General features: G+C 63.9%; 15 protein-coding genes and 1 other RNA gene. All 16 read left to right on the top strand.

Annotated features, from left to right (window positions below; genetic code table 11):
• Positions 1 to 22: 22 nt before the first annotated feature.
• The 16 genes from rnpB to ftsA all read left to right on the top strand — a co-directional run bounded on the left by rnpB (position 23) and on the right by ftsA (position 18,524).
• Positions 23 to 423: RNase P RNA component class A (rnpB, locus tag AC4P1R_RS10190), an RNA gene on the top strand.
• A 426-nt stretch (positions 424 to 849) separates the two neighbouring features.
• Positions 850 to 1,290 (top strand): division/cell wall cluster transcriptional repressor MraZ, encoded by a 441-nt coding sequence (gene mraZ / locus AC4P1R_RS10185; RefSeq protein ID WP_069461516.1) that lies wholly within the window; start codon positions 850 to 852, stop codon positions 1,288 to 1,290.
• Between the two features lie 14 nt (positions 1,291 to 1,304).
• Positions 1,305 to 2,330 carry a 16S rRNA (cytosine(1402)-N(4))-methyltransferase RsmH gene (rsmH, locus tag AC4P1R_RS10180; protein WP_492176856.1) on the top strand — a complete coding sequence of 342 codons (1,026 nt, stop codon included), beginning with the start codon at positions 1,305 to 1,307 and terminating at the stop codon, positions 2,328 to 2,330.
• A gap of 6 nt (positions 2,331 to 2,336) precedes the next feature.
• Complete coding sequence (gene ftsL, locus AC4P1R_RS10175; protein ID WP_069461518.1) at positions 2,337 to 2,720, top strand: cell division protein FtsL; 384 nt, start codon at positions 2,337 to 2,339, stop codon at positions 2,718 to 2,720.
• Positions 2,720 to 4,468, top strand: a complete 1,749-nt coding sequence (locus AC4P1R_RS10170) for a peptidoglycan D,D-transpeptidase FtsI family protein (protein ID WP_151611476.1) — start codon at positions 2,720 to 2,722, stop codon at positions 4,466 to 4,468. Before ftsL ends, AC4P1R_RS10170 begins: the two co-directional genes overlap by 1 nt.
• 263 nt (positions 4,469 to 4,731) lie before the next feature.
• The gene (locus AC4P1R_RS10165; RefSeq protein WP_069461520.1) at positions 4,732 to 6,195 is read left to right on the top strand and encodes a UDP-N-acetylmuramoyl-L-alanyl-D-glutamate--2,6-diaminopimelate ligase; all 1,464 of its coding nucleotides are present in this window, start codon (positions 4,732 to 4,734) and stop codon (positions 6,193 to 6,195) included.
• Positions 6,192 to 7,625, top strand: a complete 1,434-nt coding sequence (locus AC4P1R_RS10160; RefSeq protein ID WP_492176855.1) for a UDP-N-acetylmuramoylalanyl-D-glutamyl-2,6-diaminopimelate--D-alanyl-D-alanine ligase — start codon at positions 6,192 to 6,194, stop codon at positions 7,623 to 7,625. Before AC4P1R_RS10165 ends, AC4P1R_RS10160 begins: the two co-directional genes overlap by 4 nt.
• A 148-nt stretch (positions 7,626 to 7,773) precedes the next feature.
• Entirely contained in the window at positions 7,774 to 8,874 is a 1,101-nt protein-coding gene (gene mraY / locus AC4P1R_RS10155) for a phospho-N-acetylmuramoyl-pentapeptide-transferase (protein WP_069461522.1), read from the top strand.
• Positions 8,875 to 8,880: 6 nt separating this feature from the next.
• Positions 8,881 to 10,272, top strand: coding sequence for a UDP-N-acetylmuramoyl-L-alanine--D-glutamate ligase (gene murD, locus AC4P1R_RS10150; protein WP_492176854.1), 1,392 nt, complete (start codon positions 8,881 to 8,883; stop codon positions 10,270 to 10,272).
• A gap of 75 nt (positions 10,273 to 10,347) precedes the next feature.
• Complete coding sequence (ftsW, locus tag AC4P1R_RS10145) at positions 10,348 to 11,502, top strand: putative lipid II flippase FtsW (RefSeq protein WP_151611473.1); 1,155 nt, start codon at positions 10,348 to 10,350, stop codon at positions 11,500 to 11,502.
• 9 nt (positions 11,503 to 11,511) lie between these two features.
• Complete coding sequence (murG, locus tag AC4P1R_RS10140; RefSeq protein ID WP_492176853.1) at positions 11,512 to 12,639, top strand: undecaprenyldiphospho-muramoylpentapeptide beta-N-acetylglucosaminyltransferase; 1,128 nt, start codon at positions 11,512 to 11,514, stop codon at positions 12,637 to 12,639.
• Positions 12,636 to 14,060, top strand: a complete 1,425-nt coding sequence (murC, locus tag AC4P1R_RS10135) for a UDP-N-acetylmuramate--L-alanine ligase (RefSeq protein ID WP_492176852.1) — start codon at positions 12,636 to 12,638, stop codon at positions 14,058 to 14,060. The genes murG and murC overlap by 4 nt, the downstream gene beginning before the upstream one ends.
• Positions 14,047 to 15,021, top strand: a complete 975-nt coding sequence (gene murB / locus AC4P1R_RS10130; RefSeq protein WP_151611471.1) for a UDP-N-acetylmuramate dehydrogenase — start codon at positions 14,047 to 14,049, stop codon at positions 15,019 to 15,021. The genes murC and murB overlap by 14 nt, the downstream gene beginning before the upstream one ends.
• A 325-nt stretch (positions 15,022 to 15,346) precedes the next feature.
• Positions 15,347 to 16,273, top strand: coding sequence for a D-alanine--D-alanine ligase (locus AC4P1R_RS10125; protein ID WP_492176851.1), 927 nt, complete (start codon positions 15,347 to 15,349; stop codon positions 16,271 to 16,273).
• Positions 16,261 to 17,199 (top strand): cell division protein FtsQ, encoded by a 939-nt coding sequence (gene ftsQ, locus AC4P1R_RS10120; protein ID WP_069461528.1) that lies wholly within the window; start codon positions 16,261 to 16,263, stop codon positions 17,197 to 17,199. The genes AC4P1R_RS10125 and ftsQ overlap by 13 nt, the downstream gene beginning before the upstream one ends.
• Positions 17,196 to 18,524 (top strand): cell division protein FtsA, encoded by a 1,329-nt coding sequence (gene ftsA, locus AC4P1R_RS10115; RefSeq protein WP_069461529.1) that lies wholly within the window; start codon positions 17,196 to 17,198, stop codon positions 18,522 to 18,524. The genes ftsQ and ftsA overlap by 4 nt, the downstream gene beginning before the upstream one ends.
• The last annotated feature ends 60 nt before the right edge of the window (positions 18,525 to 18,584 follow it).

Genomic DNA, 18,584 nt, shown 5'->3' with positions numbered 1-18,584 from the left:
TTGCTCGGTTAATGAGCCTCTGCCAGTTGGCCGGGCAGCCGCGCCCCGCAAGCGCCGAAAGGCCGCGGGGTGAGGAAAGTCCGGGCTCCACGGGAACACGGTGCCGGATAACGTCCGGCGGGGGCGACCCCAGGGAAAGTGCCACAGAAAGCAAACCGCTCCGCTTCGCGGAGTAAGGGTGAAAGGGTGGGGTAAGAGCCCACCGCGGACATGGCGACATGGACGGCACGGCAAACCCCACCGGGAGCAAGACCGAATAGGGATGACACGGGCGCGCAAGCGCCCAGCCGGTTTCCAGGCCCGTCATCCGGGTGGGTTGCACGAGGCTGCGCGCAAGCGCAGTCCCAGATGAATGGCTGCCACGTTCCGTTTCCTGCGGGAGACGGGGCCATACAGAACCCGGCTTACAGGCCAACTGGCGATTTTCTCTTCCATGTCATTTCGGGCGCAGAGCCCGCGGAACTCGTGGCGCCCGCCTCGGGTCGCCCGCGGCGCAAGCCGATTCCGGCCACGTTCCTGTGCTTGTCGGCACCCGCATTTGCTCGGGACTCCAATGGACTAGGGGTGTCGTCGTAACCCTTTGTTAAACTTAACAACCTATCAATATTTGATCATTCAGGAGGCTGAATTCGGCCTTCTCCCATTGACGCCCATATGGTCCCATGTTATCCCATAATGGTACTGCGCAAGGGCCGCGTCGTGGCCCGCCATCGCGAAATTCGAAGTCTCCTTCTTCGGAGGGTTCAGGCGGATGCGTAAGCGTCCGGCGGGGGTTTTTCGCGCGCGCAGACGTGTGTTCGTGCGGGTCGATGACGATGGCCCGTCAACCGGAGGCGGCCGTTTCGCGTCATGAACCGCTTCTTGTCACATGCTACGAACCGGATCGATGCCAAGGGGCGGGTCTCCGTGCCTTCGGCCTTCCGCGCCGTGCTTTCGGAGGCGGGCGTGCGGGAGTTATATTGTTTCCAGGATTTCGTCTTCCCGGCGATCAGCGTCGGCGGGCCGGAGCTTCTGGAGCGGTTCGAGAGGCAGATGGCGGCCGAGGATCCGTTTTCGGATGCGGCCAACCAGATGTCGCTGCTCGTTCACGGGGGTGGCATCTTCTTGAAGCTCGATCCGGAGGGCCGGCTGATGATCACGGATTTCATCCGCGACTTCACCGGCATCGCGACGGAGGTGGCTTTCGTCGGACGGGGCGATCATTTTCAGCTCTGGGAGCCGCAGGCGTTTGCGAGGGCGCAGGCGGAGGCCCGGGAAGGGCGCACGCAACGGGGGTTGCGGCCCAGTTAATGTGGAGAGGCGGCATGGTGGCGGATCTAGGCGACAGGACTTCTGAAGCCGATGGCGGACCGGTTCGTCACATTCCCGTCATGCTTCCCGAGGTGCTGACAGCGCTCCATGCGGCGCCCGGCAAGGTCATTCTCGACGGCACCTTCGGCGCGGGCGGCTACACCTCTGCGATCCTCGATGCGGGTGCGGATGTGATTGCGCTCGACCGCGATCCGACCGCGATCGCCGCGGGACAGGCGCTGGTCGCGGCCGCCGGCGGACGGCTCAAGCTTGTGCAGTCGCGGTTTTCCGTGCTCGCGGAGCATGCCCCGGAAGGGGGGCTCGACGGCGTTGTGCTCGACATCGGCGTCTCGTCCATGCAGATCGACGAGGCCGAGCGCGGCTTCTCTTTCCAGAAAAAAGGGCCGCTCGACATGCGTATGTCGGCGAGCGGGGTGACTGCCGCCGACGTCGTCAATCGCGGCAAGGTTTCCGATCTCATCCGCATCTTCGGCTTCCTCGGTGAAGAAAAGCAGGCCGGGCGCATCGCCCGGGCGATCGAGAAGCGCCGCGCCGAACAGCCTTTCGAGACGACGCGCGACCTTGCGGGCCTGATCGAAACGGTGGTGCCGCGCAAGGCCAAGGACAAGATTCATCCCGCGACACGGGTCTTCCAGGCGCTACGCATCTTCGTCAACGACGAACTCGGTGAACTTGCCAGCGCACTCTTTGCCGCCGAGCGTGTGCTGAAACCCGGCGGACGTCTCGTCGTCGTCACTTTCCATTCGCTGGAAGACAGGATCGTCAAGGCCTTCTTTCAGGATCGCGCAGGCAAGGCGGGCGGCTCGCGGCATCTGCCAATGGTGGCGGCGCGTGCCGCAACCTTCGCGCCAGTCGGCAAGCCTATGATCGCGGCGAGCGATGACGAAGCCTCCCGCAATCCGCGTGCCCGATCTGCCAAGCTCAGGGCCGGCATCCGCACGGAGGCGCCGTCGCCGGGGAGCGATCTGTCCATTTTCAATCTTCCGGAACTGGCGAGCCTTGCAAGGCTAGGGGGCTAAGCAACGATGCTGAGAACGCTCGATATCGTCCTGATCGTCATCATGACGGCCGCCGCCGCGGTCACCTACACGATCAAGCATCAGGCCGAGAACAAACGCGAAGAAGTCCGCAAACTGGATGCGGCGATCAAGCTCGAGGAGGATACGATCGACCTGCTCAGGGCCGATTGGGCGCTCTTGACTCAGCCGAACCGTCTCGAACGGCTCGTCGCGGCCTTTGACGCCGATCTGCAGCTGGCGCCGACGCCGCCCACGCAACTGGCTCGTCCCGAGGAGTTGCCGATGTTGCGGGCCGATCTGCCTCGGCCGGAAGGCGAGGCGGCGCCGGAAGACGGGATCGCCGCGGTCATTCAGGCCGATAATATCAACACAGGCTCGGTGGCGCACTGATGTCCTTTCTTTCCCGCATCATGCTCTTGAAAAGCAAGGCGCACTTCTCCGCCGGGGGCAACAATCGCGCCCCCGAGACGGGTCTCAACGTCACATTCCAGGGGACGCGCAAGAAGAGCGCCAGCCAGGCGAAGAGTCGCCTGGCGATCCTCATTGCCAGTTTCGGGATCGTCTATGTGGTGATCGGCGGGCGCCTGGTGCAATATGGCATGGCCAGCCCCGAGACGGTTTCTTCGATAGGCCGCGCCGACAGCCTGATGGCCTCGCGCCCCGATCTCCTCGACCGCAACGGAGAAATCCTGGCGACCGACATCCGCACGGTTTCGCTCTATGCCGAGCCGCACAAGATCGTCGATGCCGACGAGGCTGTGGAGCGTCTGGCCACCGTCCTTCCCGATCTCAATGCGCGCGAGATCTACAACAAGCTGAAGTCCAGCTCGCGATTCCAGTGGCTGCGCCGCCAATTGACCCCGAAGCAGCAGAGCGAGATCCTGGCGCTCGGCATTCCGGGGATAGGCTTCCGCCCGGAAAAGCGCCGCTTCTATCCCGGCGGCCCGACCGCCGCCCACATCGTCGGTCACGTCAATATCGACAATCGCGGCATCGCCGGCATGGAACGCTATATCGACAACGAGGGTCTTGCCGATCTGGCGGCCATCGGCATGACCAGCGACGCCAAGCTTGAGCCGGTCAGGCTGTCGATCGACCTGCGCGTCCAGAATATCGTGCGCGACGTTATCGCGGCAGGCATGAAGAACTACGAGGCGATCGCGGCCGGCGCCGTCGTGCTCAACGTTCGTACCGGCGAAGTGCTGGCGATGGCGTCCGTGCCGGATTACGACCCGAACAATCCGGCCGAGGGTGCCGAAGAGGGCTGGATGAACCGCATGTCGAACGGCACGTTCGAAATGGGCTCCACTTTCAAGACCTTCACCATCGCCATGGGCCTCGATTCCGGCAAGGTGACGCTCAACGACAGTTTCGACGCGTCGGCGCCGATCCGCATCGGCGGCTTCACCATCAAGGATTTCCACGGCAAGCGCCGCGTACTGACCGTGCCGGAAATCTTCCAGTACTCGTCGAACATCGGCACGGCCAAGATCGCGGACCTCGTCGGCATTCCCGGCCAGCGGGAATTCCTTACGCGCCTGGGCCTGCTGACGAAGCTTCCGACGGAGCTTCCGGAGGTGAAGGCGCCGACGCAGCCGCGCGAATGGAAAAAGATCAATTCGATCACCATCTCCTTCGGCCACGGCGTCTCGACCACGCCGCTGCAGACGGCCGTCGCGGGCGCCGCCCTTGTCAATGGCGGCAAGCTCATCCCGCCGACCTTCCTGCCGCGCACGGAAGAGGAGGCGAACAATCTCGCAAGCGTAGTGGTCAAGAAGAGCACCAGCGACAGCATGCGGTATCTCCTGCGCTGGAACGGCATTGCCGGCTCGGGCAAACGGGCGCTCGTCCCCGGCTTCAATGTCGGCGGCAAGACCGGAACGGCCGACAAGGTGGTCAACGGCCGCTATGCCCACGATCAGAACTTCAACGCCTTCCTTGCGGCGTTTCCAATCGATGATCCGCAATATATCGTGCTGACCTTCATCGATGCCCCGAAGACCGGCGAAGGTGGGGGTCGGACCGCCGGGTCGAACGCCGCACCCATGGTGCGCGACATCATCAGTCGAACCGCACCGCTTCTCGGCGTCGAGCCGAAATTCGGAGAAGACGGTTCTGCCTTGCTTGTGTCTTATTGACCGTGAAATGAGAATGCGGACGATTCGTCATCCGCTGCCTGGTTCCTGAAGTCGGAGCCGATCCGGGATCAACCAAGCGGCGATTCTAGCGCTTCGGCCCGAAAACCGTACCCGATTTTCGGAAAGCTCGATGCGCAGATTCAAAGAGTTACAGCGACCTTGCGCGTCTGAAAAACGCGCGGTGCTGTAAGGTGTTAAAGCGACCCGTCGCGGCTGCAGGAACTGCGCGCGGTGGGCCGATATCGATGTGAGACAGGCGGTTCATGAAGATCAGGGACCTGGCGGGGCCAAACTTCCCGGAACTTTCGGCGCAACTGAAGGATGATTCGGCAAATGTCGAGATATCCGGCCTCTCGGCCGACAGCCGGCAGGTGAAGCCGGGCGATCTGTTCGTCGCCGTCGCCGGGACGAAGGCGAACGGTGCCGCCTATATCGCCGACGCCATTTCCCGCGGCGCGGCGGCGATCGTCGCTGCCGATTCCCATGCGGAGGCGGGTGTCCCGGTCTTCACGCTTGCGGAACCGCGCCGCTTTCTGGCGCAAGGCGCCGCCGCCTTCTACCATCGCCAACCCGAGACCATGGTGGCGGTGACGGGAACCGCCGGCAAGACCTCGGTTGCATCCTTCACCCGCCAGATTTGGGCTCATTCCGGTCTTCCGGCGGCGATGATCGGGACGACCGGGGTCACGGCGCCGGGTCGCAACGAGTACGGTTCGCTCACCACGCCGGACCCGGTTTCGCTGCACAGGCTGCTTGCCGAACTCGCCGATGCCGGCGTCACCCATGCGGCCATGGAAGCCTCCAGTCACGGGCTTGACCAGAACCGCCTGGATGGGGTCAGGCTCGCGGCCGCCGCCTTCACCAATCTCGGCCGCGATCATATGGACTACCATCCGACAGTCGAGCACTACATGGCTTCGAAGATGCGCCTCTTCGAAACGCTCCTGCCGAAGGGTTCGCCCGCGGTGATCTTCGCCGACGACCAGTGGTCGGCGGAGGCGATCGCCGCCGCCCGCAGGGCGGGTCATGATGTGCGCACCGTTGGCCGCGACGGCGAATATATCGCCTTGAAGCGCGTCGAGCACTTCCGCCACAAGCAGTCGGCGGAGGTGCATGTTGGCGACGATATCTTCGAAATCCACGTGCCTCTGGCCGGTGATTTCCAGGTGGCCAACGCACTTGTCGCCGCCGGTCTCGCCATGTCGACGGGCATTTCCGCCGCGGCGGCATTTGCCGCGCTCGAAAAGCTGCAGGGCGCCTCCGGACGGCTGGAACTCGTCGGGCAGACGCGGGACGGCGCCCTGGCCTATGTGGATTATGCCCATAAGCCGGATGCGCTTAAGAACGTGCTCGATTCGGTGCGCCCATTCACGACCGGGCGGGTGATTCTCGTCTTCGGCTGCGGCGGCGACCGCGACAAGGGCAAGCGGCCGATCATGGGCGAAATCGCCAGCCGGCTTGCGGATGTCGTGATCGTCACCGACGACAACCCCCGCTCGGAGGTTCCGGAGGCGATCCGCGCCGAGATCATGGCTGGCGCCAAGGACGCGATCGAAATCGCCGACCGCGCCGAGGCGATCGGCGCCGCAGTCGGCATGCTGACGACCGGCGATACGCTGATCGTTGCCGGCAAAGGGCATGAGGAGGGGCAGACGATCGGTTCGCTAACGCTGCCGTTCTCGGACCATGCGGAACTGCTGAAGGCGCTCGGGAGGGCTGTGACTTGAATTGGCTCTGGACAAGCAGCGATCTTCTGGCGGCGATGAACGGCCGGCCGGTCGGTACCCTCCCGGAAGGCATCGTCGGGATATCGATCGACAGCCGCACGATCGGCAAGGGCGAAGCCTTTTTCGCGATCAGGGGCGATCGCGTCGACGGCCACGACTATGCCGGCATTGCGCTTGCCAACGGCGCCGCGCTGCTGGTCGTCAGTGAAGCGAAAATCCCGGCGCTCGGACGGCTGATCGCGCCGATGATCGTCGTCGACGACGTGCTCGAGGCGATGATCCGGCTCGGCTGCGCGGCACGCGACCGCAGTGCCGCGAAGATCATCGCCGTCACTGGCTCCGTCGGCAAGACCACGACAAAGGAAATGCTCCGGCACGTGCTCGCGCCTCTTGGGCGCGTGCATGCCTCGGTCGCCTCCTTCAACAATCACTGGGGCGTGCCGCTGACGCTTGCCCGTATGCCGGAGGCGACCGACTTCGGCATCTTCGAGATCGGCATGAATCATCCGGGCGAGATCCGTCCGCTGACGCGGATGGTGCGCCCGCATGTGGCGCTCGTCACCAGCATTGCCGCTGCCCATCTCGGCAATTTCTCTAGCCTCGACGAGATCGCCGCGGCGAAGGCGGAGATTTTCGAGGGCGTCGTCGCAGGCGGCCATGCCGTCATCAACCGCGACACCCCGCAATATGAGCTGCTCGAAAAGGCGGCCCAGGCGGCGGGTGTCCGTCACATCCACTCCTTCGGAGCCAATCCGAAGGCCGACTATCGTCTGGTCGAGTTTGCCGGCGGTGCCGAGGGCTCCGTGCTCTGGGCCGGTATAGGGGGTAGGACGCTGGAGGTCGCAATCGGTGCGCCCGGCCGCCACATCGCCGAGAATGCACTGGCGGTGATCGCTGCGGCCGAGTGCGCCGGAGCGGACCTCGACCGCGTCGTCGCTGCGCTTGCGACGATACAGCCGGAAAAGGGCAGGGGCCTGCGGCACCATCTGGAGATCGGCACCGGCCATATGGCGCTGATCGACGAAAGCTACAACGCCAATCCGGCATCGATGCGGGCGGCGATCGCGCTCCTGCGCGATGCAGAACCGGCGCCGGGCGGGCGCCGCATCGCGATCCTCGGCGACATGCTGGAAATGGGCGAGCATGCGGCCGAAGTGCATGCGGGTCTCGCGACACCGATCGTCGAGGCGGGCATTGCCGACGTCTGGCTCGCCGGACCGGCCATGGCGCATCTGCGCGATGCCCTGCCGCCGGAAATTTCCGTGATCTACCGCGAATCGGTCGGAGATCTCTCATCCTATGCGGTTGGCGCGGTCGCTGCCGGCGACGTCGTGATGGTCAAGTCCTCGAAGGGCACCGGCTGCGGGCAGATCGTCGAAGCGCTTCGTGGCACCTATCCGGAACGGACGGCCGAGACGGGGGAAGCTTAAAAACGGGCCTTACCGCTGCCTTCGCACTGGTGGATAGAGGCCATGGACAAGGGAAATGGCCTTAACATAGTCGAACGCAAGCGGGTATCGTCTGTCAGGTGATTCTGTCGGACGGTGTCCGACTACAAACTTTTGGGGAAAGTCCCTTATGCTGATCTGGCTCGTGGAACTGGCGGACCACTTTCAATTCTTCAATCTCTTTCGCTACATCACCTTCCGCACGGGCGCAGCTCTCTTCACATCGGCCCTGATCGTGTTCCTGTTCGGCCCGGCGATGATCGCTTCCTTGCGCATCCGCCAGGGCAAGGGGCAGCCGATCCGCGCCGACGGACCGCAGACGCACTTCAAGAAGGCCGGCACGCCGACCATGGGCGGGCTGATGATTCTCGCCGGCATCGTCGGCTCGTCCCTGCTCTGGGCCGATCTTTCCAGCATCTACGTCGTCTCCACACTCCTGGTGACGCTCGGCTTCGGCGCAATCGGCTTCTATGACGACTATCTCAAGGTTACGAAGCAATCGGACAAGGGATTTTCCGGCAAGGCCCGGCTTGGCATCGAATTCGTCATCGCATCCATCGCGGTCTTCTTCATGATGCAGGCGGCGCTTTCCGCGGGCGCCGCGGGCTCGACCTTCGGGTCGTCGCTCACCTTTCCGTTCTTCAAGGACCTGATGCTCAATCTCGGTTATTTCTTCGTGCTGTTCGGTGGTTTCGTCATCGTCGGCGCGGGCAATGCCGTGAATCTGACGGATGGTCTCGACGGGCTTGCCATCGTTCCGGTCATGATCGCCTCGGCGGCCTTCGGCCTGATCGCTTATCTCGCCGGCAATGCCGTCTTCGCGAACTATCTGCAGATCCATTTCGTGCCGGGCACGGGCGAACTGGCCGTCATCCTCGGCGCGGTCATCGGCGCGGGTCTCGGCTTTCTCTGGTTCAATGCGCCGCCGGCGGCGATTTTCATGGGCGATACCGGCTCGCTCGCGCTCGGCGGACTGATCGGCACCGTCGCCGTCGCCACCAAGCACGAGATCGTCATGATCATCATCGGCGGCCTCTTCGTCATCGAGACGCTGTCGGTCATCATCCAGGTCTTCTGGTTCAAGCGCACCGGCCGGCGCGTGTTCCTGATGGCCCCGATCCATCATCATTTCGAAAAGATGGGCTGGACGGAGAGCCAGGTGGTGATCCGTTTCTGGATCATTGCCGTCATCCTGGCCATGGTCGGCCTTTCCACCCTGAAGCTCCGGTGAGCCGCGATGATACCGGTCACTACGTTCGCCGGCAGGAAGGTTGCCCTCTTTGGTCTGGGCGGTTCGGGACTGGCGACGGCCCAGGCGCTTGTCGCCGGCGGGGCGGAGGTCACCGCCTGGGACGACAATCCGGAGAGCGTCACCAAAGCCGCCGCAGCCGGGATTGCGACGATGGACCTGCGTGGGGCCGACTGGCAGGCCATGACCGCCCTCGTGCTTTCGCCCGGGGTACCGTTGACGCATCCGAAGCCGCATTGGAGCGTTGATCTTGCCCATCATGCGGGCGTGGAGATCATCGGTGATGTCGAACTCTTCGTGCGTGAGCGCCGGGCACATGCGCCCGATTGCCCTTTCGTCGCGATCACCGGCACAAACGGCAAATCGACCACGACGGCGCTGATTGCGCATATCCTGAAGACGAGCGGGCGCGACACCCAGCTTGGCGGCAATATCGGCACGGCGGTGCTGACGCTCGATCGGCCACAGGCCGGACGCTTCTATGTCGTCGAGTGCTCTTCCTATCAGGTCGATCTCGCGCCGACGCTTGACGCGACGGCCGGCATCCTGCTCAACCTGACACCCGACCACCTGGATCGACACGGCACCATGCAGCACTATGCCGATATCAAGGAACGGCTGGTGGCGGGCAGCGGTACCGCGATTGTCGGCGTCGACGACAGTTTCTCGAGCCTGATCGCCGACCGGGTCGAGCGAGCCGGCACGAAGGTCGTGCGCATCTCACGCCGTCACGTGCTTGCCGAGGGCATTTATGCCGAGGGCGCGCAATTGATGCGCGCTCATGGCGGCACGTCCGCGCTCTTCTTTGACCTTTCCGGCATCGAGACCCTGCGCGGCGGGCACAATGCCCAGAACGCTGCCGCGGCCGTTGCCGCGTGCCTCGCCGTCGGGGTCGACGAGAAGGATATCGCCAACGGGCTGAAGAGCTTCCCGGGCCTGAAGCACCGGATGCAGCCGGTCGCAAAAATAGGCGAAGTCGTCTTCGTCAACGACAGCAAGGCGACGAATGCCGATGCGGCCGCGCCCGCGCTTTCGAGCTATGAGCGGATCTATTGGATCGCCGGGGGGCTGCCGAAGGAGGGCGGCATCACCTCGCTTGCGCCGTTCTTCCCGAAGATTGCCAAGGCCTACCTGATCGGCGAGGCGGCGCCGGCCTTTGCCGCGACGCTGGGCGGGGCGGTACCCTACGAGATTTCCGGGACGCTCGAGAAAGCGGTGGCGCATGCGGCGGCGGATGCGGCGCGGGACACGCAAGGCCCTGCGGCGGTGATGCTTTCCCCGGCTTGCGCAAGCTTCGACCAGTACAAGAACTTCGAATTGCGCGGAGATGCCTTCGTCGGCCATGTGGCGGCGCTCGAAGGCGTGACCATGCTCATCTGACGGCCGCGAGAAGGGGCGCGGCAGTCGGGCCGGTTTCAAGGACGGGCGCAAAGGCGCCGAAAAGGGGACAGACAGATGGTAAGCCGAGCCGAACGTGGCCCCGTGGCCGACTGGTTCTGGACGATAGACAGGCTCTTTCTGGCGACTTTCATCCTGTTGATGGGGGTCGGTTTCATGCTGTCTTTCGCGGCAAGCCCCCCGGTTGCCGAGAGGCTCGGCCTCGACAGTTTTCACTTCGTGAAGCGCCACGCGCTGTTCCTGTTTCCCTCGCTCTCGGTAATGATCGGCATTTCGTTCCTCTCGCCGCGACAGGTGAGGCGAGCGGCGATCATCCTGCTCGGCGCTTCGCTCGGAATGATGGTCCTCGTCCTCTTCATCGGACAGGAGGTGAAGGGTTCGATGCGCTGGATTTCCATCGCCGGCATCTCCATCCAGCCCTCCGAGTTCATGAAGCCCGCCTTCGTTGTCGTCTGCGCCTGGCTCTTTGCCGAGCACGCGAAGCAGCCGGAAATTCCCGGAAATCTTTTATCCATCCTCCTTTTCGGCATCGTAGGCGCGCTGCTCGTCGCCCAGCCGGACCTCGGCCAGACGGTGCTGACCGCAACGGTCTGGGGCGGCATGTTCTTCATGGCCGGCATGCCGTGGCTTTGGATTATCGTGCTTGCGGCTTTGGCGATGGGTGGCTTCTTCGCAGCCTACACCGTGCTGCCGCACGTCGCCGGCCGTATCGACCGGTTCCTGACCGGCGAGGGCGATACCTTCCAGGTGGATACGGCGCGCGAGGCGATCATCCGCGGCGACTGGCTCGGTCGCGGTCCGGGCGAGGGCGTGGTCAAGCGCATCATTCCCGACAGTCACACCGACTTCGTCTTTTCCGTGGCGGCTGAAGAGTTCGGCATTCTCTTCTGCATGGTCATCGTGATGATCTTTGCCTTCCTGGTGATGCGCGGTCTCAACCATGCATTCCGCGAACGCAACGACTTCAACAGGTTTGCCGTCGCCGGCCTGGTGCTGCAGATCGGCGTCCAGTCGCTGATCAATATCGGCGTCAATCTCGAACTGCTGCCGGCAAAAGGCATGACCCTGCCGCTGATTTCCTATGGTGGTTCGTCGATGGTGGCGATCTGCGTAACGGCGGGCTTCATCCTCGCTTTGACTCGGCATCGACCGGAAAAGCGCGCGGTCGAGCGCAGCCTCTTCCGCTCCGGCGTCGGGATCCCGGCGGAGTAGGACATGGTTATGGGTAACAATAAAGGCATTGTTCTTCTGGCCGCCGGCGGCACCGGCGGACATCTCTTTCCTGCGGAAGCACTGGCGCATGAACTGAAGGCCGGCGGCTATTGCGTGCATCTGGTGACCGATAGTCGTGCCGAGCGCTTTGCCGGCAAGTTTCCGGCGGACGAGCTCCATGTGGTGCCGTCGGCGACGATCGGCTCGAAAAATCCGATCAAACTGGCGCGGTCGACGTGGAAGCTCTGGACGGGGCTCAGGGCCGCGCGGCGGCTGATCGCGCGGCTGAAACCCCGTGCGGTGGTGGGCTTCGGCGGCTATCCGACGGTGCCGCCGCTGCTCGCGGCGACCCAGATGGGGGTTCCCTCGCTGATCCACGAGCAGAACGCTGTCATGGGCCGCGCCAACCGAATGCTGGCTTCGCGGGTGCAGGCGATTGCGGGCGGGTTCCTCCCCGAAGGCGCCGGAGCCTTCTCCGCAAAGACCGTGACGACGGGGAACCCGGTTCGTTCGGCCGTGCTCGAGGCGGCTGCGCACCCCTACGCCTCCGCAGGCGACGGGATGTTCCATCTTGTCGTTTTCGGCGGCAGCCAGGGAGCGCAATTCTTCTCCAAGGCGGTGCCGCAGGCGATCTGCCGCCTCGACGACGGGCAGCGCCAGCGGCTCAAGGTGACGCAGCAGGCGCGTCCGGAGGACCGCGAAGGGGTGATCGCGGCCTATGAGAAACTCGGCATCCGGGCCGAAGTCTCCCCCTTCTTTTCGGACATGGCCGCGCGGCTCGCTTCGGCGCATCTCGTCATCTGCCGCTCCGGCGCCTCGACCGTTTCCGAACTTTCCGCCATCGGCCGGCCATCGATCCTCGTGCCCTATCCCTATGCGCTCGATCACGACCAGGCGGCGAATGCTGCGGCCCTTGCCGCCAAGGGCGGGGCGCAGGTGATCGCGCAGGCCGGACTCAGTGCCGACCGCCTCGGGACGCTTCTATCGGATGCCATGAACAATCCAGAGGGCCTGGCCGACATGGCGGCCAAGGCCCGCCAAACCGGCAAGCCGGAGGCGGCGCGCTTGCTTGCGTCCCTGGTAGACGCTATTGCCAGCGGTTCGACAGTGGCGAAATTCAAGGAAACACGCTCATGAAAATGCCGACGACGATCGGGCTCGTACATTTCATCGGTATCGGCGGTATCGGCATGAGCGGCATTGCCGAGGTGTTGCACAATCTCGGTCATCGCGTTCAGGGTTCGGACCAGGCCGACAATGCCAATGTCCAGCGCCTGCGGCAGAAGGGTATCGAGATCTCGGTCGGCCATCGGGCCGAGAACCTCGGCGATGCCGAAGTCGTGGTCGTTTCGACTGCGATCCGTAAGGACAATCCGGAACTCATCGCCGCGCGCGAGAAGTTCTTGCCGGTCGTGCGTCGTGCCGAGATGCTGGCGGAACTGATGCGCTTCCGCAATGCGATCGCGATCGGCGGCACACATGGCAAGACGACGACGACCTCCATGGTCGCGGCGCTGCTCGATGCCGGCGGTCTCGATCCGACGGTGATCAATGGCGGCATCATCAATGCCTACGGCACCAATGCGCGCATGGGCGCGGGCGACTGGATGGTGGTCGAAGCGGATGAGTCGGACGGCACATTCCTGAAGCTTCCCGCCGACATCGCCGTCGTCACCAATATCGATCCCGAGCATCTCGACCACTACGGCAGTTTCGATGCGGTGCGCGCGGCGTTTCGGCAGTTCGTCGAGAACGTGCCGTTTTACGGCTTCGGTGTGCTCTGTCTCGATCACCCCGAGGTCCAGGGCATGGTCGGCAAGATCGAGGACCGCAAGATCGTCACTTATGGCGAGAACCCGCAGGCCGACGTGCGCTACCACAATATCCGCATGGACGGTGCGACCTCCGTTTTCGATGTCGTGATTCGCCGTCGTCGCACCGGCCAGGTGATCGAACTCAAAGACCTGCGCCTGCCCATGCCCGGCCGGCACAATGTCTCGAACGCCACGGCGGCCGTCGCCGTGGCCCAGCGGCTCGGAATGAAGCCGGAGGATATCGCCCGCGGGCTTGCCTCCTTCGGTGGCGTCAAGCGTCGCTTCACACTTGTCGGCGAATGGAACGGGGCGCGCATCTTCGACGATTACGGCCACCATCCCGTGGAGATCAAAGCCGTCCTCAAGGCGGCGCGCGAGTCTTGCGGCGGCCGCGTCATTGCCATTCACCAGCCGCACCGCTATTCGCGGCTGTCGAGCCTGTTCGAGGATTTCTCCTCCTGCTTCAACGACGCCGACACGATCCTGATCGCGCCCGTCTATGCGGCGGGCGAGGACACGATCGACGGCGTGAGTTCCGAAGCGCTCGTCAGCAGCATCAAGGCGGCCGGCCATCGCGATGCCCGCCATCTTTCCGGCCAGGAAGCGCTCGCGCCGATCGTCTCCAAGATTGCGCAGCCGGGCGACTTTGTGGTTCTCTTGGGGGCTGGCAGCATTACCTATTGGGCCGCGACCCTGCCCAGGGACCTCGCGGAATTTCAGGAAATCGAGCATGAAGCAGGTTAACGGTCAGAAACTCCTTGAGGCGCTCGGAAGTGGCGTCGATGCAATTCGCGGCCGCATCACGCCCGACGCGCCGATGGACCGTGTGACCTGGTTTCGCGCGGGCGGCCTTGCCGAACTCATGTTCCAGCCGCACGACACGGACGATCTCATCGCCTTCCTGAAGCTCGTGCCGAGAGATGTGCCGGTGATGGTGATCGGCGTCGGCTCGAACCTGCTCGTGCGTGACGGCGGCATTCCTGGCGTTGTCATCCGGCTTTCGGCCAAGGGCTTCGGCGATCTCGAAATGGTCGGCGAAAACCGCATCAAGGCCGGCGCGATCTGCCCGGACAAGAACATCGCCGCCATGGCGCTCGACCACGGCATCGGCGGCTTCTACTTCTACTACGGCATTCCCGGGTCGATCGGCGGCGCGCTGCGTATGAATGCTGGCGCCAATGGCGGCGAAACAAGCGAGCGGCTGGTCGAGGTCCATGCGGTCGACCGCCAGGGCAACAGGCATGTGCTTACCAATGCGGACATGGGATATTCCTATCGCCACTCCGACGCGGCCAAGGATCTGATCTTCACGCATGCGGTCTTCGAAGGCTATCAGGAGGACAAGGCGAAGATCCGCATCGACATGGACGCGGTACGCCAGCACCGCGAGACGGTACAGCCGATCCGGGAAAAGACCGGCGGTTCGACCTTCAAGAATCCGGAGGGGCATTCCGCCTGGAAGCTGATCGACGAAGCCGGCTGTCGGGGGCTGATGGTCGGCAACGCCCAGATGTCGCCGCTCCATTGCAACTTCATGATCAACACCGGCCAGGCGAGCGGCTACGAACTCGAATATCTCGGTGAGACCGTACGCGCCCGCGTGATGGAGCATTCCGGCGTGAAGCTCGAATGGGAGATCAAGCGCGTCGGCAATTTCATGCCGGGCCACGAGATCAAGGAATTTCTCGGCCGCGCCGTCGCCTGAGGCGGCGACCTGTTGAGATGAAAACGGCCCGCGGCGGAAACCGCTGCGGCCCATCCGCATATCCGCCGGCGCGCCGATGGATCCGGCCCCGCGCGGCATTTCCCGCCTCCGCCTTACAAAGTCCCGATTCAGCCGTGACGGCTGTTATTGGTTGATTCTGCCCGGCGGAAGCGCAGTGGCACCACAACAAGAGTTAACCAAAGTAAACGGTTCATTAACCATAATGTCGTTGTAGTGGCCCTACGCGGCGATCTCGCGACTCAAGGGCTGAATCAGCCAGGCGCAAGCAAGCTTCGCGATAGTGGCGTATTGTTTGGGGGTTTGAATGAGCGGCAAGCACGTTGCTGTCCTGATGGGTGGATTTTCCTCGGAGCGGCCGGTGAGCCTTTCCTCCGGGGCAGCTTGCGCGGATGCTCTGGAAGCCGAGGGTTATCGCGTCACGCGCGTGGATGTCGGGCGCGATGTTGCGGCGGTACTGGCGGAACTGCGTCCTGATGTCGTCTTCAACGCGCTCCACGGCCCCTTCGGCGAGGACGGGACGATCCAGGGCATCCTGGAATATCTGGAAATTCCCTATACGCATTCCGGCGTGCTTGCCTCCGCGCTCGCCATGGACAAGGCGCAGGCAAAACATGTCGCCAAGGCTGCCGGCATACCGGTCGCCGAAGCCTTGGTGATGGATCGCCATGCTTTCGACAGCAAACATCCGATGAAGCCGCCCTATGTGGTCAAGCCGGTGTGCGAAGGCTCGAGCTTCGGCGTCGTCATCGTCAAGGAGGATCAGTCGCATCCGCCGCAGGTCATCACGTCGAGCGAGTGGCGCTACGGCGACCGGGTCATGGTCGAGCGCTATGTCGCCGGGCGCGAACTCACCTGCGGCGTGATGGGTGACATGGCTCTCGGCGTCACCGAAATCATTCCCCAGGGCCATGCCTTCTACGACTATGATTCCAAATACGTAAAAGGTGGTTCAAGACACGTCATTCCCGCTGAGATTTCACCAAATATTTACCAAAAAATACAAACACTCGCATTGAAGGCGCATGAGGCTATCGGCTGCCGCGGCGTCAGTCGTTCCGACTTCCGTTTCGATGATCGCGGCGAGGGCGAGGGCGAGGTTGTCTGGCTGGAGATCAACACCCAGCCCGGCATGACCCCGACCTCTCTTGTTCCTGAAATGGCACAGCATGCGGGCCTTCGGTTTGGTGAATTTCTCAGGTGGATGGTGGAGGACGCATCGTGCTTGCGTTGAGGGGCAAAAGGGGCAAAAGGGTTCGTCACCCGCTCGGCGGTTCGGCCGAGGCGGACGGCGCTCTCGTATTGCCGCGTCCGCTGCGCAAGAGCGCACGCTTGCTCGTCGGCCTCGGGACGGGGCGCGTCCGATTTCCTGCGCATACGGGGACCTTCTCGACCGCCGTCTTCCTGCTGGCGACCGGCCTCTACGGGATGTCACTGGGCGGCCACACGCAGAACTTTGCGCAGGCCTCGACGACCGCTGCAGGCTTTGCGATCGAGGATGTGCGTGTTTCCGGCAATGAGCAGACTTCTGAGATCGATATCCTCCAGCAGCTCGGACTCGACGGGGCAACCTCGCTGGTCGCACTCGACATCGCCGAAGCGCGTCGGCTGATCGGCGAGCTGCCATGGGTGGAGAGCGTCACCGTGCGCAAGGTCTATCCCGGCACGATCGAGGTGGACCTCACCGAGCGCAAGGCCTTCGGCATCTGGCAGCACGGATCGGACCTGTCGCTCATCGAACGCAGCGGCAGCGTCATCGCGCCGTTGCGCGACAACAAGTTCGCCACGCTGCCGCTCTTTGTCGGCCGCGATGCCGAGACGGCGGCCGCCGACTTCTACGACGAATTCTCCCGTTGGCCGGAATTCCGCTCGCGCGTGAAGGCCTTCGTGCGTGTGGCGGGGCGGCGCTGGGATCTGGTCCTCAGGAACGGCATCGTCGTCAAGCTTCCCGAACGGGACGTCGCTCGGGCGATGAAGGTGCTCGCCGAAATGGAAGAAGGGCATCGGCTTCTCGAGCGCGACATTGCCGCCGTCGATCTGAGGCTCGACGATCGCACGACCGTTCAATTGACCCCGGATGCCGTGGCGCGCCGGGAGGTCGCGCTCAAGGCGAGGGAGAAGATGCTGAAGGAACTCGAGAAGCAGGAGAAGCGGATATGAATCTGTTCGGTTCCTCCAGTTTCGGCCTTCCGCGCCTGAAGCCGCTTTCGTCGAAACGGTCTCATGTCGTCTCCGTGCTCGATATCGGCTCGACCAAGATCGTCTGCATGATCGGCCGGCTGACGCCGCGCGCCGAAAGCCAGATTCTCCCCGGCCGTACCCACAACATCGAAATCATCGGCATCGGCCACCAGAAGTCGCGCGGCGTCAAGAACGGCGTGATTGCCGATCTCGATGCGGCCGAAGGTGTCGTGCGGCTTGCGGTCGATGCCGCCGAGCGCATGGCGGGCCTGACGATCGACAGCCTGATCGTCAACGTTTCGGCCGGGCGCCTGCAGAGCGACGTCTATACCGCGACGATCGATCTCGGCGGCCAGGAGGTCGATGCTAATGACTTGAGGAAGGTGCTCGCCGCCGCGGGCCAGCAATCCCAGCGCACAGACCGGGCGATCCTGCATTCGCTGCCGACCGGCTTCTCGCTCGACGGCGAACGCGGCATCCGTGATCCGCTGGCGATGTTCGGGGACGTGCTCGGCGTCGACATGCATATGCTGACGGCGGAGCGCTCAGCGCTGAAGAACCTCGAGCTCTGCGTCAATCGCGCGCATCTCTCGGTCGAGGGCATGGTCGCCACCCCCTATGCCAGCGGCCTATCGGCACTTGTCGACGACGAGGTCGAGCTTGGTTGCGCCGCGATCGACATGGGCGGCGGCACGACCACGATATCCGTCTTCGCCGAAGGCAAGCTTGTCCATGCCGATGCCGTCAGCCTCGGCGGTCATCACGTAACCACCGACCTCGCGCGCGGTCTTTCGACCCGCATCGAGGATGCGGAACGGCTCAAGGTCGTACACGGCTCGGCGCTCGCCAACAGCGCCGACGAGCGCGACATCGTCTCGGTTCCGCCGATCGGCGAGGACGAGCGGGACCAGCCGACCCATGTGCCCCGCGCGCTCGTTTCCCGCATCGTGCGCGCTCGCATCGAGGAGACGCTGGAGCTTATCCGCGACCGCATCCAGCGCTCCGGCTTCAGCCCGGTCGTCGGCAAGCGGATCGTGCTGACGGGCGGTGCCAGCCAGCTGACCGGCCTGCCGGAGGCAGCTCGGCGCATCCTGGCGCGCAATGTCCGCATCGGCCGGCCGCTCGGGGTCTCCGGTCTGCCCGCCGCGGCGAAGGGGCCGGCATTTTCCACGGCGGTCGGACTGATGATCTACCCGCAGGTCGCCGATCTCGAGACCCATGCCGGCGACGGCAGCGTGTTCTCGGCCTTCGGCGGCAACAGCCGCATTGCCCGCATGGGGCAATGGCTGAAGGAAAGCTTCTAGGTTTTGCCGGGCACCAGTGCCGGCGAGACCAGGTGTTTGAGTTTTCAAGGATTTGGCCGG

Source organism: Sinorhizobium sp. Y406 (assembly GCF_058732025.1).
Note: the sequence above shows the minus strand (reverse complement) of the source record. Positions and strands in the feature narration are given on the sequence as shown.

Excerpts from the sequence above, each read along its gene's own strand:
- murG (WP_492176853.1), top strand. The coding sequence starts at position 11,512 with ATGGGTAACAATAAAGGCATTGTTCTTCTGGCCGCCGGCGGCACCGGC.
- ftsW (WP_151611473.1), top strand. The coding sequence starts at position 10,348 with ATGGTAAGCCGAGCCGAACGTGGCCCCGTGGCCGACTGGTTCTGGACG.
- ftsA (WP_069461529.1), top strand. The coding sequence starts at position 17,196 with ATGAATCTGTTCGGTTCCTCCAGTTTCGGCCTTCCGCGCCTGAAGCCG.
- AC4P1R_RS10170 (WP_151611476.1), top strand. The coding sequence starts at position 2,720 with ATGTCCTTTCTTTCCCGCATCATGCTCTTGAAAAGCAAGGCGCACTTC.
- murB (WP_151611471.1), top strand. The coding sequence starts at position 14,047 with ATGAAGCAGGTTAACGGTCAGAAACTCCTTGAGGCGCTCGGAAGTGGC.
- AC4P1R_RS10165 (WP_069461520.1), top strand. The coding sequence starts at position 4,732 with ATGAAGATCAGGGACCTGGCGGGGCCAAACTTCCCGGAACTTTCGGCG.
- rsmH (WP_492176856.1), top strand. The coding sequence starts at position 1,305 with ATGGTGGCGGATCTAGGCGACAGGACTTCTGAAGCCGATGGCGGACCG.
- mraZ (WP_069461516.1), top strand. The coding sequence starts at position 850 with ATGAACCGCTTCTTGTCACATGCTACGAACCGGATCGATGCCAAGGGG.
- murD (WP_492176854.1), top strand. The coding sequence starts at position 8,881 with ATGATACCGGTCACTACGTTCGCCGGCAGGAAGGTTGCCCTCTTTGGT.
- murC (WP_492176852.1), top strand. The coding sequence starts at position 12,636 with ATGAAAATGCCGACGACGATCGGGCTCGTACATTTCATCGGTATCGGC.
- AC4P1R_RS10125 (WP_492176851.1), top strand. The coding sequence starts at position 15,347 with ATGAGCGGCAAGCACGTTGCTGTCCTGATGGGTGGATTTTCCTCGGAG.
- ftsL (WP_069461518.1), top strand. The coding sequence starts at position 2,337 with ATGCTGAGAACGCTCGATATCGTCCTGATCGTCATCATGACGGCCGCC.
- mraY (WP_069461522.1), top strand. The coding sequence starts at position 7,774 with ATGCTGATCTGGCTCGTGGAACTGGCGGACCACTTTCAATTCTTCAAT.